Origin of the sequence: Aeromonas tecta, assembly GCF_000820185.1 — a bacterium.
Lineage (GTDB): Bacteria > Pseudomonadota > Gammaproteobacteria > Enterobacterales > Aeromonadaceae > Aeromonas > Aeromonas tecta.
Genome location: NZ_CDCA01000036.1, coordinates 470,022 through 486,161, shown reverse-complemented (window position 1 = coordinate 486,161; position 16,140 = coordinate 470,022). Strand labels below are relative to the sequence as shown.

At 61.5% G+C, this 16,140-nt stretch carries 9 protein-coding genes; 7 read left to right on the top strand and 2 right to left on the bottom strand.

The annotated features are described in order from the left end of the window. The coding region (locus BN1137_RS17230) for a VCBS domain-containing protein (protein WP_157433801.1) at positions 1-6,654 on the top strand (6,654 nt) is incomplete at its 5' end. Between the two features lie 223 nt (positions 6,655-6,877). On the opposite strand, the gene mdtH is transcribed toward BN1137_RS17230, so the two are convergent. Further along, positions 6,878-8,071, bottom strand: a complete 1,194-nt coding sequence (gene mdtH / locus BN1137_RS17225; RefSeq protein ID WP_050719762.1) for a multidrug efflux MFS transporter MdtH — start codon at positions 8,069-8,071, stop codon at positions 6,878-6,880. Positions 8,072-8,279: 208 nt separating this feature from the next. Here mdtH and BN1137_RS17220 point away from each other — a divergent pair, with 208 nt between their 5' ends. Next, positions 8,280-9,173, top strand: a complete 894-nt coding sequence (locus tag BN1137_RS17220) for a LysR family transcriptional regulator (RefSeq protein WP_050719761.1) — start codon at positions 8,280-8,282, stop codon at positions 9,171-9,173. A 73-nt stretch (positions 9,174-9,246) separates the two neighbouring features. Here the strand turns inward: BN1137_RS17220 and BN1137_RS17215 are convergent, their stop codons facing one another. Next, the gene (locus BN1137_RS17215) at positions 9,247-11,013 is read right to left on the bottom strand and encodes a M4 family metallopeptidase (RefSeq protein ID WP_050719760.1); all 1,767 of its coding nucleotides are present in this window, start codon (positions 11,011-11,013) and stop codon (positions 9,247-9,249) included. A gap of 347 nt (positions 11,014-11,360) precedes the next feature. On the opposite strand from BN1137_RS17215, the gene BN1137_RS17210 reads away from it, so the two are divergent. The 5 genes from BN1137_RS17210 (at position 11,361) to BN1137_RS17190 (ending at position 16,123) form a co-directional block, all read left to right on the top strand. Beyond that, a complete protein-coding gene (locus tag BN1137_RS17210; RefSeq protein WP_050719759.1) occupies positions 11,361-11,915 on the top strand; it encodes a GNAT family N-acetyltransferase in 555 nt (184 codons plus the stop codon). After that, positions 11,915-12,466: a ribosomal protein S5-alanine N-acetyltransferase gene (gene rimJ, locus BN1137_RS17205; protein WP_050719758.1), complete on the top strand. Its 552-nt coding sequence runs from the start codon at positions 11,915-11,917 to the stop codon at positions 12,464-12,466. The genes BN1137_RS17210 and rimJ overlap by 1 nt, the downstream gene beginning before the upstream one ends. A 345-nt stretch (positions 12,467-12,811) precedes the next feature. After that, on the top strand, positions 12,812-13,918 hold the full coding sequence (locus tag BN1137_RS17200; RefSeq protein ID WP_050719757.1) for a 1-acyl-sn-glycerol-3-phosphate acyltransferase: 1,107 nt from the start codon (positions 12,812-12,814) through the stop codon (positions 13,916-13,918). Positions 13,919-14,218: 300 nt separating this feature from the next. Further along, entirely contained in the window at positions 14,219-14,689 is a 471-nt protein-coding gene (locus BN1137_RS17195) for a NanQ anomerase/TabA/YiaL family protein (protein WP_050719756.1), read from the top strand. A gap of 234 nt (positions 14,690-14,923) precedes the next feature. Further along, entirely contained in the window at positions 14,924-16,123 is a 1,200-nt protein-coding gene (locus BN1137_RS17190) for an acetate kinase (protein ID WP_050719755.1), read from the top strand. Positions 16,124-16,140 lie beyond the last annotated feature (17 nt).

The following is a 16,140-nucleotide window of genomic DNA, read 5'->3' as shown; positions in this document are numbered from 1 at the left end:
ACCGGCGCCAACGATGCACCTGTGCTGCAGGCCGATGTGGGGGCGGTCAACGAAGACGCCATCCTGACCGTCAATGCGGCGAGCGGCGTGCTGGCGAATGACAGCGATGTGGACGGCAATGCCCTGAAGGTGACCGGGATCCTGAACGGCACCACGGGCACGGCAACCACCGTCAACGCCAGTGGCGACACCATGCTGAGCAACAGTTACGGCACCCTGACCATCCGCGCCGACGGCAGCTACAGCTTCAACGCCAACGGGGCGGATGCCCAGAAACTGGCGGCCGGTCAGACTGCAGGCGTGGTGTTCACCTACACCGCCACCGACGGCACCGTGAGCCAGACCAGCACCCTGACCATCACCATCACCGGCGCCAACGATGCGCCAGTGCTGCAGGCCGATGTGGGCGCTGTCAACGAAGACGCCATCCTGACCAGGACTGCAGCCAACGGGGTGCTGTCCAACGACAGCGATGTCGATGGCAACACCTTGAAGGTGACCGGGATCCTGAACGGCACCACGGGCACGGCCACCGCGGTCAATGCCAGCGGCGACACTGTGCTGACTAACAGCTACGGCACCCTGACCATCCGTGCCGACGGCAGTTACAGCTTCAACGCCAACGGGGCGGATGCCCAGAAACTGGCGGCGGGCCAGACTGCCGGGGTGGTGTTCACCTACACCGCCACCGACGGCACCGTGAGCCAGACCAGCACCCTGACCATCACCATCACCGGCGCCAACGATGCACCGGTGCTGCAGGCCGATGTGGGGGCAGTCAACGAAGACGCCATCCTGACCAGGACTGCAGCCAACGGGGTGCTGGCCAACGACAGCGATGTCGATGGCAACACCCTGAAGGTGACCGGGATCCTGAACGGCACCACGGGCACGGCAACCACCGTCAACGCCAGTGGCGACACTGTGCTGACTAACAGCTACGGCACCCTGACTATCCGTGCCGACGGCAGCTACAGCTTCAATGCCAACGGGGCGGATGCCCAGAAACTGGCGGCGGGCAACACGGCGAACGTGGTGTTTACCTATACCGCCACCGACGGCACCGTGAGCCAGACCAGCACCTTGACTATCACCATCACCGGCACCAACGATGCCCCTGTGCTACAGGCCGATGTGGGCGCTGTCAACGAAGACGCCATCCTGACCGTCAATGCGGCGAGCGGCGTGCTGTCCAACGACAGTGACGTCGATGGCAATGCCCTGAAGGTGACCGGGATCCTGAATGGCACCACGGGGACGGCCACCACCGTCAACGCCAGTGGCGACACCGTGCTGAGCAACAGCTACGGCACCCTGACCATCCGTGCCGATGGCAGCTACAGCTTCAACGCCAATGGGGCGGATGCGCAGAAACTGGCGGCCGGTCAGACCGCTGGCGTGGTGTTTACCTACACCGCCACCGACGGCACCGTCAGCCAAACCAGCACCCTGACCATCACCATCACCGGCACCAACGATGCACCGGTGCTGCAGGCCGATGTGGGGGCGGTCAACGAAGACGCCATCCTGACCGTCAATGCGGCGAGCGGCGTGCTGGCCAACGACAGCGATGTCGATGGCAACACCTTGAAGGTGACTGGGATCCTGAACGGCACCACGGGCACGGCGACCGCGGTCAACGCCAGCGGTGACACCGTGCTGACTAACAGCTACGGCACCCTGACTATCCGCGCCGATGGTAGCTATAGCTTTAACGCCAACGGGGCGGATGCCCAGAAATTGGCGGCGGGCAACACGGCGAACGTGGTGTTTACCTACACTGCCACCGATGGCACCGTCAGCCAGACCAGCACCCTGACCATCACCATCACCGGTACCAACGATGCGCCGACGCTGAGCATCGACAAGGGGGCAGTGGTATCTGAGGAGGGTCTTGTCGGCGGTATTGCCGATACGGCAGGCAGCAGCGACACCACTGACAGCGTGGTCGCCAGTGGCAAGATCACGGTCGGCGACCTGGATAGCCAGGATAGCCTGACCGTCAGCCTGAGTGGGCCGACAGGTCTGACGTCCGGCGGCGCTGCGGTGCAGTGGAACTGGAATGCCACCACCAAGGTGTTGACCGGTTATACCGGCGCGGTGGGCGGTGCGGACTACAAGGCCGTCATCGACGTCAAGCTGACCGCTCCGACAGGGGGCAAGGGGGATTGGGGCTACGACGTGACCCTCAAGGCGCCGCTTGACCATCCAGTCAAGGGGAGTGAAGACGTACTCAACTTCCAGATCGGTGTGACGGTGTCGGATGGCAAGACCACCACCACCGGCAGCCTGCCCATCTCGGTTGAGGATGACTCACCGGTGGCGGGCGATGCCGCGGCGGTGTCCGTCACCAAGACGGATATCCCGGCTGCGCTGACCGGTCTGTTCGATCTGACCAAATACAGTGGCAATCAGACGACGCTCGGCATGGCGGGCTTTACCATCACGGCCCTTGGCTTCACCTCATCGACCAACTCGACGCTGATCGCGGCGAATGTGAATGGTTCCAGCTCAGGGCTGGGGGTTTCCAGCGTGGCTGCGCCCAACCTCAATCTCGCCAACGAGATCGATTTCCGCCACTTCGCAAATGGCACCTCGGCCTCCGAGCAGCTGGTCATCAAGCTGGATGCGGGCAAGGTTGCTTATGGCGCCAATATCAAGTTCAGCCAGATGTTCGGTGGCGAGCTGGAGAGCGGCGTGGTGGAGTTCTACCGTGGTGGCGTATTGATTGGCACCCAGACCTTCAGCTCCAACGCCTCGGGCGGCGACTATGCTGGCAACTTCCAGGTGCAGCAGGGCGGCTTCGATACCATGGTGATCAAGGCCACCAACAATGGCAATGGTCTCAATGCCGACAACAGTGACTTCACCGTGAAGAGCATCGAGTTCCTCGGCGCCAGCACTGCCCAGGCCATCGCCTACGGCTCGGGTACCGTCACGCCGCAATGGGGGGCGGATGGCAAGGGATCGATGCAACTGCTCGGTTCCGAGGCTGGGCTGACCACGGCCACCGGCAAGGCGATCACCACCACCCTGGAGTCGACCAATACCCTGGTCGGCAAGACCAGTGATGGCACCCTGGTGTTCCGTCTGGAGTTCACCCCCGCCACTGGCAAGTGGGAGTTCTTCCAGTATCAGAACATGTCCAAGCCGGTTGGCGATGGGGATATCGACTTCCAGATCCGGGTAGTAGATGGGGATGGGGATGCCAGTCTGGGGTCGTTTGCCACCAAGCCGCTGTTCACACCGACTGTGCAGTCGGTCTCCAGCGAGAGCGTGGCCGAAGGCGGCAACCTGAGTCACAGCGTGACCCTGTCCGACGCGACTCAGGAAGTGACCCAGTATGACTTTGCCATTCAGGGCAGCGGCACCAACCCGGCATCCAGTCTCGACTGGGGAACCGCCCAGTTCAGCAATGGGGTGACCTATAACAGTGGGACCGGCAAGATCACCGTGCCAGCCGGCGTCTCCGGCTTCACCGTGACCATCCCGACTCTGGACGATCGCCTGGTGGAGACCACAGAGACCCTGACCGTGACCATAGGTGGCCAGAATGGCACTGGCACCATCACCGATAACGATCGGGCACCGAGCACCGTCGGTGGCCACAGTGTCGGAGCGGAAGATCAGCCGCAGGTACTGAAGTGGGCCCAGTTTGGCGCCACTGATGATCAGGCATCGACCGATCTGAGCGTGCAGATCAGCACCTTGCCGCTCAACGGCAAGCTGGAATACCTCAATGCCGCCGGCCAGTGGGTCGCGGTGAAGGTGGGGGATCTCATCTCCTACGGCGATATCGACACCGGTCACCTGCGCTTCGTGCCGGGTCTCAACGAGTCGAGCACCAACGCCAGCAACGGCAGTGGTGCCGCCACCGGCAATATGAAGGGCGACTACGCCAGCTTTGGCTATCAGGTCAGCGACGGCGCCAACCTCAGCAACAGTGGCAAGCTGGTGCTCGATGTGACGGCCGTGGCCGACAAGCCGACGGTCAACGTGACCCTGACAGGCAATGGCATACCGCTTTACAGCCAGAGCTTCCCGAGTGCGGGCATCACCACCAGCCAATTCCAGTCCGGCAGCTTCAACAAGGGTGCCTTCGGGATCACCAATTCGCTCAGTGACAGCAGCAGCGGTCAGGAGCAGGTGCTTGGTACCGATAGTGGCAACGATTATATCGTCAGCTCACACGGTGGTGGTGATTTACTCTACGGCCGTGGCGGTAACGATATATTGGTCGGCGGAAACGCCGTACAGGGGGATTCCCTCTACGGGGAAAACGGCAATGACGTGTTGGTGTCTGGCCTCGGCAATGATGGCCTCTATGGCGGCGCCGGTACGGATCTCGCCGTGTTGCCGGGCAACCGTGCCGACTACGTGATCCAGAAGGGCAGCGGATATTCGACCAACGATCGCTGGTTCAACTTCTACGTGACGGAGAACGGCGCGGCCACCACCAAGGCACTGCACGACATCGAGTATGTCCAGTTCGCCGACGGCATCTACCAGATCAATCAGGACACCGGTGGGCTGACCCTGGTGCAGCCGACCGTGGTCGACTATCCGGTGGAGCTGAACGCTTCGTTGAGCGATCGAGATGGCAGCGAACAGTTCGACAGCCTGGTGCTGAGTGGCATGCCGCAGAACTCCCTGCTCTATAACGGCAGTCAGCTGCTGGGTACCGCCGGCGCCGACGGCAAGATCACCCTCACCTCCGGCAGCGGTCTGTGGAGCGCGAGCGCACTGGATCTGAAGCTGAGCGGACTGACCCTGCGGGTTCCTGGCGGCAGTGCCGGCCAAGTCGATCTCAAGGTGGAGGCCATCGCCAAGGAGGTGGGGACCGATCAGACCAGTTCCGCCACCGACGATGACAGCATCCGCCTGAGTTACTTCAATGCCACCGAAGGGGAACCGGGCGACCAGAACCGGACCTTTGGCAGCGAGCACAATATCGTGGTGGGGGATCTGGACGGCAGCGTGGTGCTGCCGGGCCAGAACTACAACATCGCCTTCATGGTCGACAGCTCCGGCAGTATCGGCACCAGCGCCATGGATACCATCAAGCTCCAGCTGGCCCAGGTGTTTGCCAGCCTCAAGAGCAGCGCCGGCTCGGATGGTGCGGGCAAGGTCAACATCTTCCTGGTGGACTTCGACACCCTGGCCAACAAGTCGGTGAGTGTGAACCTCAAGGATACGAATGCCCTGAGCCAGCTGCAGGCGATCCTCGACAGCATGGATGGCAGCAAAAATAGCGGTGGTGGCACCAACTACGAGGACGTGTTCAAGGCCACGGCCAACTGGTTCAACAGCGCAGCCGCGCTGGGTAACAGCAACGCCAAGAACCTGACCTACTTCATCACCGATGGCAAGCCGACCTACTACTTGGGTAATGAGGGCAGTAACCCGCTGATTGATGACTATACAAATGACTCTAAAGACGTGTATCTCAATCAGCTGCTGCAAAATGGATATGTTTCGGGGCAGGTGTACAAGAGTAGTGGGTACACCATTATTGATGCCCAAGGTTCCGTGTATAAAATCGATACGAAAGGTAACTCTTCCCAAGTTGGTTATATGCGTGCGGATGGCAAGGGTGGTTATACCTATTCGACCCTGGCTGGGAATGGTCAGGATTCAACCAGTACCACCATTACCAACTCGGTGGCGGGCTTCGGGCTGCTGACCGGGATGGGGGTGACGGTCGAGGCGATCGGACTGGGGGCGAATATCTCCTATGACGATCTGAAGTCCTACGACTCCGATGGGGTGATCAAGACCGGTGTCAACGCCTCGGATCTGGCCAATGCCATCCTGGGTACCTCGATCAACAACCTGCCGGGGGCAGACCGGATCGACGGTGGTGCCGGTGACGACATCCTGTTTGGCGATGCGGTGCACTTTGCCGGCATCAATGGCGAAGGCTACGCGGCGGTGAAGAGCTATGTCGCGGCGCAGCTGGGCCGTGAGGTGCTGGATGCCGATGTGCACCGTTATATTCAGGAGCACGCCGCCGACTTCGATCAGTCTTCCAATAACGACAAGGCGGATGTGCTGCTCGGCGGGGAGGGCAACGACATCCTGTTTGGCCAGGGTGGCAATGACTTCCTGTACGGTGGTGCCGGCAACGACATCCTGTTTGGTGGGGTAGGCGATGACAACCTGTTTGGCGAGAGCGGCAATGACACCCTCTATGGCGGCAGTGGCAACGACAACCTCTATGGCGGTGCCGGTAATGACGTGCTGGCCGGTGGTCTGGGTAACGACATGCTGGTCGGGGGTCTGGGTAACGATATCCTGACCGGTAATGGCGGTGCAGATACCTTCGTCTGGCAGAAGGGCGATACCACGCCGGGTACCCTGACCAAGGATTATGTCACCGACTTCTCCAAGGCCGAGGGGGATAAGCTGGATCTCAGCGATCTGCTGGATAACGATGGCAGCAAGACAGAGAGTTCCCTGAAGGGCCTGCTCTCCGTGTTCCAGGACAACGAAGGGGTGCACCTGCAGGTCAAGGAGAACAGCACGGCGCCGGTGACTCAGGAGATAGTGCTGATGAACCACACCTTCGATACCCTGACCGGCGGCTCTGGCTCCACGGCCACCCAGGTGATCGACTTCATGTTGCAAAACAACATGCTGGATATCGACAAGTAATCTGGCCCAAGACTGAGCAAAAAGCGGCAGAGCAATCTGCCGCTTTTTTTATGGGTGCCATTCAGTCCACCTATCAGGCGGTTGCTGAGCAGGAGAAGATCGGGGGAGGGAAGGTAGGAGCCTCGTCTTTATCAGCCTCTTGCGTGATAAAAACAAGGCGCCGGCTCATGTGAGCCGGCGCCTTGTTCGTCTAGGCCTGAGAGTGTGTTATTCGAAGGCCTGTTTAGGCATTGACCTGGGCCAGGCGCGAGTCACGCTGGAAGCAGTTCACCAGCAGCAGGAAGGTGGTGATGCCGACGGTACCCAGCACCAGCCAAGGCAGCCAGGGCTGACCCTGCGCCTGGGCGTAATCGTGCAGGGCGCCGCCGCCGACATAGCCGGTCATGCCGCCGAGCGCCAACCCCAGCCGGCTGAAGCCCATGTAGCTGCCACGGGCGCCCGGCTGCGCCAATTTGGTCATGAGGGTTTCGCGCGCAGGCTCGGCGATGACGATGCCGAGATAGAAGCAGGCCAGCAACATGAACACCGCAGGCAAGGTGGTGGCGAAGGCCACCAGCCCGATACCGGCCGTCATCAGCAGTACGCCCGCCATCAGCCGGCTCTCCAGCTTGAAGTGGCGCTCGCCGTAACGGGCCAGCGGGTAGAGCAGAGCCAGCGAGATGGCGGTTTCCAGGGTGTACATCCAGCCCACCGCCGTGGTGCTGCCCGCCATCTGTTTGACCAGGATGGGGAAGATCAGCATCACCTGTACCCAGAGTGCGTAGTAGCCACTCAAGATCAGCACCAGTCGGCAGAATGCCTTGTCGGCCAGTACCTGGCCGAGCCCTGCCCGGATCGGGGTCGGCCGCTGGGAGAGTTTGTAGGGCGGCAGGATCAGCAGGTTGCACAGCGCCGCGCAGACAAACAGACCGGCCCCGAGCAGGCAGACATACTCAAAGTCGAAGTTGAGCAGCCAGCTGCCGAGCAGGGCGCCAGCCACGGCACCGGCACTCTCCAGCATCATCAGCAGCGAGATGTAACGACCCCGCTCGCGCGGGCGGGTGAATTTGATCACCAGGGCGGCGCGGGGCGGATCGAACAGGCAGCCACCCAGCCCCGAGATGATGCAGGAGATGATCAGATCCAGCCCGGTCTGGGCATAGGCCAGGCTGGCAAAACCGGCTGCCCGCAGCAGCATGCCGCAGACGATGAGCGGGCGAGCCCCGAATTTATCCGCCAGAGAGCCGCCCAGCACGCCGAGCCCCTGCTGGGTCAGCTGGCGCAAGCCCAGCGCCAGCCCGACCACCCCGGCCGCCCAGCCGAGCTGATCCACAAATCGCAGGCTTATCATGGGCATGACTACAAAGAATCCCAAGATCACCAAGAGGGAATCCAATGCCAAGAACCACCGCCCCAACCGCCTCGCCCGCTCCACCATGACCGTCAAACCCCTGCTTATCTCGATGATTGCATCCGCTGCTTTGCTGTCGCCCGAACGGCGCCGTCAACAAATCGAGTCAAGGGCGGATGTAAGTCCCTGACTCGCTGGCGATCTGCCATTTCATGACGATTGATACTGCTATTCTGGGAGGGGGCCAGATATAGTGGTAGCCGACAACTGGCTATATTTCATATTGGATTTTGTTATGGCTATGACGCTGGATGATTTGCAATTATTACTGGATGTGGTCAACCGTGGCAGCTTCAGCAAGGTGGCGGCCATCCGCGGTTGGTCGCAGCCCATGGTCAGCCAGCGGATCGCCGTGTTGGAGCAGGAGCTGGGGCAGCCCCTGTTTCACCGTCATCGCCGTGGCGCCACTCCCACCCCCGCCTGTGAGCAGTTCCTGCCCGCCGCCAGTGCAGCCCTGAGTGCACTGGAAGGGGGGCGGTTGGCGATGCAGGGGGCGCCCGCCCTGCCGCGCATCAAATTATCCTGTCTGCCGTCGCTGACCACTGTGGTATTTGGTCCGTTGCTGCTGGCTCTGGTGGACGAGGCATTCGAGATCCGCTGCAACACGGATCACTCCGGCATCATCATGCAGGAGCTGCTGACCGGTGAGACCGATGTCGGCTTTATCCTCAAGTGTCCCGCCATCGCCGGCATCCAGCTCGAACTGCTCTATCGCTCCCCCATCATCGCCGTGGCCTGCGCCACCCATCCGCTGGCAGGCAGACAAGGGCTGACCCTGCAGGACATCGCCAACGAGCGGTTGGCCCCCCAGCAGTGGGGCACCGGCTGTGACGAGTTGATCCTGCAGCTACGGTTGCTGCGTCAGGTGGCGAGTCCGCTGCATGCCATTCAACCTGCCAGTGCGGCGCGGGAGCTGGCGCTGGAGCACGGTTTCATCACCCTGATGCCGGCGCTTGCCATCACCCGGGATCTGGAATTTGGCCGCCTGGTGCAGCTGGATGTCATGGATCTGCCGCCGGATCACTGGGATGTGATGATGGCCTGGCGCAGCGGCAAGCGGCCAAACCGGGAGAAGGAGCGGGTGCTGGAGGCAGCCAGGGCCCTGGCCCAGCGCTGGGCAGGCCGCTGAGCCTTTACCCGATGGCATAAAAAAAGCGCCGGACAAGTCCGGCGCTCAGGGTTAACGAAGATTCAATGTGCCATCAATGGCTGGCTTTGAGGGTCACACCGGAGAAGGCGCTGAAGGCGCTGAGCTGCACATGCCAGGTGCCCGCCTGGGGCGAGGTCAGGGTACAGGTCTCGGTGTTGCCACTCTTGTAAGGGCGGCAGTCATAGCTGGTGCTGGTTGGCGCTGAGCCGAACTTCACGTAGAGATCCGCATCCCCGCTGCCGCCACTGCTGGTGACAACCAGTTGGCTCTTGCCGGCGGGCACCTCAATGGTGTAACTCACCTTGCCACCCTTGGCGGCGGCGAGCCCGGTCACAGGTACCCCGTTTTGCAGCACACTGCCGGGCTGCGGCGTGGCGCTACAGGAAGCGTTGACGCCGACTGTGGTGAAGGCGGCTGCCACATCGGTCAGGCTGTAGCCCAGATCGGTGGCCGCCTTGGTCACGCCGCAGGCGCCCTGATCGTAGGTGGTGTTGGCGCCCCAATAGAGACGGTTGGCCAGCACGAACACCTCGAACGCCTTGCGGGTATTCCAGCCGCTGGTGTTGGCCAGCAGGTAGAAGGCGCGGTTGTAGACCCCCGAGCTGTGATGCACGTCGATGCCGTCATAGTAATCGCTGGCATGGCCGATGGACTTGCCATCCCGGGTCGGATCCTCGAAGTAGCGCAATGAGCCATTGCCCTTGAAGATCTGGGCCCCCACCAGCCAGTCGTTGCTGCCCTTCATGAAGTTTTCGGCCGCTTCCCCCGCCATGTCGGAGAAGGCCTCGTTGATGCCGCCCGACTGACCGGAGTAGACCAGCCCCGAGTTCTGCTCGGTGAAGCCGTGGCTCACCTCGTGGGCGGCCACGTCCAGGCTCACCAACGGATAGAAGGTGGTGGCGCCGTCGCCGAAGGTCATCTGGCTGCCGTCCCAGAAGGCGTTCTCGTAGTTGCGACTGTAGTGCACCCGCATCTTCAGCTTGAAGCTCAGCGGCGCCGTGTTGTACCAGTTGCGGTACATGTCGAACACCACGTTGCCGAAGTAGTGGGCATCGTTGAGCGGCGAGTAGGCACCGTTGATCTCCTTGACCGTGTTCTCCGGGCAGGTGAACTGGTGCACGGTGCCGCCCGAGGTGGCGTGGTTCAGGTTGATGGTATCCACGTTGGTGCTGCTCATGCGGCAGCTGTCGTCCACCAGCAGCGGGCCGAAGTCGGCGCCGTAGAAATATTTGCCGGTCTTGACGTTGCCACCCGGACCGGTCGCATCCTTGTGGTTGATCCCCTCCCAGCGTTTGAGCTCGCTGCCGCTCTGGGCATCGATCACCACGAAGGGACGGCTCGGCTCATCGCTGGCGGCGAGCCAGGAGACCAGGTAGACCAGACGGGCCTGACCGGCCTCATCCTGCATCACGAACAGTTTGACCCGCTCGTTGCTGCCCTTGGCACCGGCGCGCGCCTTGAGGGCCGCATCGCCAGGGGAGAGAGTGGCGGCGGGGCTGCTCAGATCGGCATCGATCTGGCGCAGGAGCTGGCCGGAGACCTGGCTTATTTGGCCGCCGAGGGATTGCTCGGCCACCAAGACCTGGCCCCAGACCGGGATGCCATGCCAGGTCTGCTCATAACGAACCCGCTGCTGACCATTGGGCAGCTTGACGACCCTGACCTGACGAAACTCGCCATCACCGGCCAGTGCGCTCACCCCGGCAGCGCCGCTCGGCGCCCCCAAAATACCGGCAGCCTGATTCACTTCTACCTGTTCTGCCGCCATGGCAGCGCTTCCCCAGCAGGCCAGTACCACGGCCAAATAGACTTTGTTCATCTCGTCTTTCCTTAAGTCGATGAAGAGTGCACGCCGGGTCCGTTGCCCGGCGTTCCTACACTAGTGGTCCGGCCTGAAATTACTCCCTGTCATATGTGACAGAGCGACATGAAGTGGTAGCAGGATCGACTTTTACTATCCGTTTTAACTGCTTTTGTTTGCTGGGTTGGACGTTTATTCCGCAGAGGTCCGAGAATGACCATGTCGCCAAACCAGTGCCCAAATGGGCACATCCATATGGGGGTTGCCGACCTGGGAAAACGATAGAAAGCCCTTGGCAGACAAAGGGTTGATTGACTACAGTGGCTCACGGGTGGCCCGGTTCGGTCACAATGGGAGGTGGATGGATGTTTTCATGGCAACTGGATGACGAGCTGGCGCTCCTGTTCTTGCAACCCGACATGGCCAGCGAGCTGTTTGGTCTGTGTCAGCGCAATCGCGACTACCTGACCCAGTGGCTGCCCTGGGTACCCTATATCCAGCAACCGGCCGACAGCGCCACCTTTATCCGCCATGCCATCGAGAAGTTTGCCCGGGGCGAGGGGCTGACTACCGCCATCGAGTATCAGGGGGAGGTGGTCGGCGTCATCGGCTACAACCAGATCGATACGGCGCTCGCCAAGGTCACCATCGGCTACTGGCTGGCGGAGCGCTGGCAGGGCAACGGCATCATCACCCGGGCCTGTCAGGCGATGATCCACCATGCCTTCGAGGAGATGGGGATGGAGAAGGTGGAGATCAGCGCCGCCACCGAGAACGACGCAAGCCGGGCGGTGTGTGAACGGCTCGGCATGACCCAGGAGGGGATTATCCGGCGAGCGGAGCGATTGGCGGATCGGGTGGTGGATCACGTCCACTATGGCCTGTTGCGAGAAGAGTGGCTGCGCCAGAGGGAGAGCTGATGACACTGCCCGTCATTACCACGGCCCGCACCCGGCTGACCGTGCTGACCCCGGAGCGGGCCTGCCTCATGCTGGATTTCTACCTGCGCAACCGCGAGCACCTGCGAGCCTGGGAGCCGGTGCGGGATGAGAGCTTCTATACCCTGGATCACTGGCGCCAGCGACTGCGGGACGGCTACAGCCAGTTCTTCGACGGCAGCGCCGTGCAACTTGTGGCGCTCGACCCGCGCGGTGAGCGAGTGCTCGCCACCTGCAACTTCACCCATATCGTGATGGGCATGTTCAAGGCGTGCCATCTTGGCTATGCCATCGACAAGGAATATGAAGGGCAGGGGCTGATGCAGGAAGTGGTTGGTGCCGGTATCGACTATCTGTTCCGCGAGCAAGGCCTGCACCGCATCATGGCGAGTTACATGCCGGAGAATCACCGCAGCGGCGCCCTGCTCGAGCGGCTCGGCTTCGAGCGAGAGGGCCGGGCCCGGGACTATTTGATGATCAACGGCCGCTGGGAGGATCATATTCTCACCGCGCTGATCAACCCGACGGTCTGAACCGGGATTGCTGCACCATGGCGAACCATATGGCGGTTAGCCAAATCAGCTCAGCGGCACCCTGCTCTAGCGCCTCGGCGTCGAGCGAGAGGGCCGAGCCAGGGACTATCTTCAACGGCCGCTGGGAGGATCCTATTCTCACTGCGCCTCCCAATCCGGCCGTCTCAGATTGAGAGGCGGGCTCATCTGGTCACACCAGATGTGATTGGGGCGGCCTTTTCGCGATAAGATTGCGCTATCGGTGCGCATCTCATACCCCTGATCCGAAAAGCGTGTAAAATTGCGCCCTGAATTTTCCCGGTCAGCAGCAGCTGACCGCGACTCCATACATGCAAGGCAGACATTGTGACAGAAGTAGATAGATTCGCGGACATTCGCCCCTATCGCGATGACGAAGTGCCGGCAGCCATCGAACGGCTGATCCAGGATGATGAGTTTATCGGCGCCATCGCCAAATACCGGTTCGGCTCCCTGATGAGCTGGCTCGGCTGGGCCATACGCCCGCTGATCCGCCAGTTCCTGCGCCGCAAGTGGGCCAAGGTCACCACGGTGCGCCAGGTGCAGCTGGGGGTGACCCGCTACATGGCGCGCATGATCGCCACCTCCACCCAGGGCGTGACCTTCTCCGGCCTCGAGCACCTGAAGAAAGAGCAGGGCTATCTGTTTGTCTCCAACCACAGAGACATCGCCATGGATCCCGCCTTCGTCAACTGGGGGCTGCACACCCACGGGTTCGATACGGTGCGCATCGCCATCGGTGACAACCTGCTGCGCAAACCCTGCGCCACCGAGCTGATGAAGCTCAACAAGAGTTTCATCGTCAAGCGCTCCGCCAAGGGGCCGCGGGAGATGATGAAGATGCTCGGCGAGCTGTCGGCCTACATCGGCCAGTCGGTACACGAGGGTCACTCCATCTGGATCGCCCAGAAGGAAGGGCGCGCCAAGAACGGTGACGACAAGACGGATCCGGCCATCCTCAAGATGTTCTACGTGGACGGCAAGAAGCAGAAGATCGAGTTCGTCGACTACATGCGCAGCCTCAACATAGTGCCGGTCAGCATCAGCTACGAGGTGGATCCCACCGACAAGGCCAAGGCGCGCGAGCTGTACGAAAAATCCGTCAACGGCAGCTACGAGAAGGGCGAGTTCGAGGATATCGAGAGCATCGTCGCCGGTATCATCGGCCAGAAGGGGCGGGTACATGTCTCCTTTGGTGCCCCCATCACCGAGGGCTTCAGCGATCCGGATGAACTGGCCGCGTTGATCGACAAGGCCATCTGGAGCAGCTACCGCCTCTTCCCCGGTAACTATCTGGCCGCTGATGTGCCAGGTAAGGCCAGCACCATCGAGCAGACCGCCTTCCTGACTCGTCAGTCGGAGGTGCCAGCTGAGCACAAGGCCATCTGGCGTGCCATGTATGCCAAGCCGGTTGAGAACGCCAACAAGGTTTGAATGAAGCCGGTTGAAAGAAAAAAACGGGAGCAGATGCTCCCGTTTTTGCGTCTGGTCAAAGTCGGCGGCAATTGGCTAGTGAATAATATTGTTTCAGCTGGTACGATCATCTGGTGAGTGAGCGGGTATCTCTTGGCAAGGAATGGGCGACTGTGCAACAGTGAGCCGGCGCTAATCAGATGATCCATACTCCTCTTGGTCTGCATGGATTGCAGACGGCGCTAGACAAGGACCTTTGACGGGTCCTTTTTCATTGGCAGACAAAGATAGACAGCGAATAAACCTAAGGATGCGCATCTGATGATCACCGGCAATCTGGATACCTTGCAACGCACTCCCTTGCCCGCCCCGCTGGCCCGCATCGTGGCCGAGGTGGTGAAGGATGTGGCCCACTGGCTAGATGCGCCGCTCGGCAAGCGCGAGATCGATGGCATGCGGCTGTTTTGTCTGGTGAGTGAAGAGCTGACCGAGCCGGTCGCCGCGCGCCGCGGCGAGTTTCACGAGCAGTATCTGGATATCCAGCTGCTGCTCTCGGGTGAGGAGTGGATAGGTGTCGGGCCCCATGCCTACGGCAATGACGGCGCCGATCATCCCCATCCCGATCTCTGGTTCGTCGATGACGAACAGACCAGTTATCTGGCGTTGCAGCCCGGCGATTTTGCCATCTTCTGGCCGGGAGAACTGCATCGCCCTCTCTGTACCCTGACCACCCCCGCCAAGGTGAAGAAGTTGGTGGTCAAGGTCCACAAAGAGCTGCTGGCAGGCCTGTAGCCGTCAGCAGTGCGGGGCCAAGGCCTCGCCCACGACAAGGCCGTTTCGGATGAACGGCGGCTTGTCCCGCGTTGAAGACGCGGTGAGTGCACGGCGCCCTTGGGGCCCGCACCGGACGAATTGAAAAATTGGGCGCACTTTCCTGCGACCATAAGCCCCCGGCAGGGGAATCCCATCCATGTTGGATGACACGACACTGTCGGCGTAACGCCGAAGCACAGGAAGACGTAGAACATGAGCAAGTTGGTATTGATCCTTAACTGCGGTAGCTCTTCCCTGAAATTTGCCGTAATGGACGCCGAAACGGGTGAGGACAAGCTGTCCGGCCTGGCCGAATGTTTCAATCTGGATGATGCCCGTATCAAATGGAAACTCCACGGGGTCAAGGGTGAAGCCATGCTGGGGGCGGGTGCCGCTCACCAGGCCGCTCTCGATCACATCGTGGGTCAGATCCTGCCCCAGGATCCGTCTCTTGCCGAGCAGCTGGTTGCCATCGGCCACCGCATCGTGCACGGCGGCGAGCAGTTCTCCCGCTCGGTGCGCATCGATGATGGCGTGATCGCCGGCATCGAAGCCGCCATCCCGTTCGCGCCCCTGCACAACCCGGCTCACCTCATCGGCATCCGCGCCGCCCTCAAGGTGTTCCCGGCCCTGGCCGAGAAGAACGTGGCCGTGTTCGACACCGCCTTCCACCAGACCCTGCCGCAAGAGGCCTACCTCTACGCGCTGCCCTACAAGCTCTATGAAGAGCACGCTATCCGTCGTTACGGCGCCCACGGCACCTCGCACCGCTTCATCGCGGAAGAGACCGCCAAGGCACTGGGCAAGCCGCTGGCTGAGCTGAACATCATCAACTGCCACCTAGGCAACGGTGCCTCCGTCTGCGCCATCAAGAACGGCGAGTCGGTCGATACCTCCATGGGGCTGACCCCGCTGGAAGGGCTGGCGATGGGGACCCGCAGTGGCGACATCGATCCCGCCATCGTGTTCTTCATGCACGACAACCTGGGTTACAGCGTTGACAAGATCAACCAGACCCTGACCCGGGAGTCCGGTCTGCTGGGCATGACGGAAGTGAGCAGTGACTGCCGCTACGTCACCACCAACTACGCCACCGACGCCGGTGCCAAGCGTGCCCTCGATGTGTTCACCTACCGGGTGGCCAAGTACGTCGGTGCCTATGCTGCCGCCATGGATGGTCGCCTCGATGCCCTGGTGTTCACCGGTGGCATAGGCGAGAACGCCGCCATGGTGCGCGAGATGGTGCTGGCCCGTCTGGCCTTGCTGGGCTTCAAGATCGATAAAGAAGCCAACAACGCCGCCGTGCTGGGTGGCGAAGGCCCCATCACCACCGCCGACAGCCGTCTGGCGCTGGTGATGCCGACCAACGAGGAGCTGGTCATCGCCCGCGATGCCCTGAGCCTGGTCGGCTAAGGCCACCTTGCTGATCA

What these genes read in the sequence shown, in the direction of transcription:
- mdtH (WP_050719762.1), bottom strand. Translation starts at nt 8,071, where the DNA reads ATGGTGGAGCGGGCGAGGCGGTTGGGGCGGTGGTTCTTGGCATTGGAT.
- BN1137_RS17220 (WP_050719761.1), top strand. Translation starts at nt 8,280, where the DNA reads ATGGCTATGACGCTGGATGATTTGCAATTATTACTGGATGTGGTCAAC.
- BN1137_RS17215 (WP_050719760.1), bottom strand. Translation starts at nt 11,013, where the DNA reads ATGAACAAAGTCTATTTGGCCGTGGTACTGGCCTGCTGGGGAAGCGCT.
- BN1137_RS17210 (WP_050719759.1), top strand. Translation starts at nt 11,361, where the DNA reads ATGTTTTCATGGCAACTGGATGACGAGCTGGCGCTCCTGTTCTTGCAA.
- rimJ (WP_050719758.1), top strand. Translation starts at nt 11,915, where the DNA reads ATGACACTGCCCGTCATTACCACGGCCCGCACCCGGCTGACCGTGCTG.
- BN1137_RS17195 (WP_050719756.1), top strand. Translation starts at nt 14,219, where the DNA reads ATGATCACCGGCAATCTGGATACCTTGCAACGCACTCCCTTGCCCGCC.
- BN1137_RS17190 (WP_050719755.1), top strand. Translation starts at nt 14,924, where the DNA reads ATGAGCAAGTTGGTATTGATCCTTAACTGCGGTAGCTCTTCCCTGAAA.